Source organism: Ruegeria sp. P10 (assembly GCF_056534925.1).
In genome coordinates this window covers 1-1,758 of the sequence record NZ_JBQERJ010000027.1, presented here as the reverse complement: position 1 = coordinate 1,758, position 1,758 = coordinate 1, and the positions used below count along the sequence as shown (strand labels likewise).

1 protein-coding gene is annotated in these 1,758 nt (G+C 63.8%); it reads left to right on the top strand.

Annotated features, from left to right (window positions below; translation table 11 throughout):
• Positions 1-7: 7 nt before the first annotated feature.
• Positions 8-1,758: sulfoacetaldehyde acetyltransferase (gene xsc / locus ACR0FB_RS20650; RefSeq protein ID WP_480621773.1), on the top strand; the 1,751-nt coding region annotated here is incomplete at its 3' end.

Sequence of the window (1,758 nt, the reverse complement as noted above, 5' to 3'; positions counted from 1 at the left end):
CACCCTTATGAAAATGACGACGGAAGAGGCCTTTGTTAAGGTTTTGCAGATGCACGGGATTGAGCATGCGTTCGGGATCATTGGATCTGCGATGATGCCGATCTCGGACTTGTTCCCGAAGGCCGGGATCATGTTCTGGGACTGTGCGCATGAAGGCAGCGCGGGGATGATGGCGGATGGCTACACCCGTGCGACCGGCAAGATGTCGATGATGATCGCGCAGAACGGCCCCGGCATCACCAATTTCGTGACCGCCGTGAAAACCGCCTACTGGAACCACACGCCGCTGCTGCTGGTCACTCCGCAGGCGGCGAACAAGACCATCGGTCAGGGCGGTTTCCAGGAAGTTGAGCAGATGAAGCTGTTCGAGGACATGGTCGCCTATCAGGAAGAGGTCCGCGACCCGACCCGCGTCACCGAGGTTCTGAACCGCGTGATCATGAAAGCCAAGCGCGCCAGCGCCCCGGCCCAGATCAACATCCCGCGTGACATGTGGACCCAGGTGGTCGATATCGACCTGCCCGCCATCGTCGAGTTCGAGCGCCCTGCGGGCGGCGAAACCGCCGTGGCGCAGGCGGCCGAGCTGCTGTCGAACGCCAAGAACCCGGTGATCCTGAACGGTGCGGGCGTGGTGCTGTCCAAGGGCGGGATCGAGGCCTCGAAGGCGCTGGCCGAGCGTCTGGATGCGCCGGTCTGCGTGGGCTATCAGCACAACGACGCCTTCCCCGGCAGCCACCCTCTGTTTGCCGGTCCGCTGGGCTACAACGGCTCGAAAGCCGGGATGGAGCTGATCAGCGAGGCGGATGTTGTCCTGTGCCTCGGCACCCGTCTGAACCCGTTCTCGACCCTGCCGGGCTATGGCATCAACTACTGGCCCGCGGATGCGAAGATCATCCAGGTCGACATCAACCCTGACCGTATCGGCCTGACCAAAGCGGTCAGCGTCGGCATCATCGGCGACGCCGCCAAGGTGGCAAAGGGCATTCTGGCCCAGCTGAGCGACACCGCCGGTGACGAAGGCCGCAAGGAGCGCAAAGAGCGCATCGCGCAGAAGAAATCGGCCTGGGCGCAGGAACTGACCTCGATGACCCACGAGGATGACGATCCGGGCACCACCTGGAACCAGCGTGCTCGCTCGGCCAAGCCCGACTGGATGAGCCCCCGCATGGCGTGGCGCGCCATTCAGGCGGCCCTGCCGAAAGAGGCGATCATCAGCTCGGATATCGGCAACAACTGCGCCATCGGCAACGCCTATCCATCGTTTGAAGAGGGCCGCAAATACCTGGCGCCGGGCCTGTTCGGCCCCTGCGGCTATGGCCTGCCGGCCATCGTTGGTGCCAAGATCGGCTGCCCGGATGTGCCGGTCGTGGGCTTTGCCGGTGACGGTGCCTTTGGCATCGCGGTGAACGAACTGACCGCGATCGGCCGCGAGGAATGGCCCGCCGTGACCCAGATCGTGTTCCGCAACTACCAGTGGGGCGCGGAAAAGCGCAACTCGACCCTGTGGTTCGACGACAACTTCGTCGGCACCGAGCTGGACACCAAAGTGTCTTACGCCGGTATCGCGCAGGCCTGTGGCCTGAAGGGTGTCGTGGCCCGCACCCAGGACGAGCTGACTGCGGCGCTGAATCAGGCGATCGAGGATCAGAAGAACGGCATCACCACGCTGATCGAGGCCCTGATCAACCAGGAGCTCGGCGAGCCTTTCCGCCGCGACGCGATGAAAAAACCCGTCGCCGTCGCCGGAATCTCCGCCGA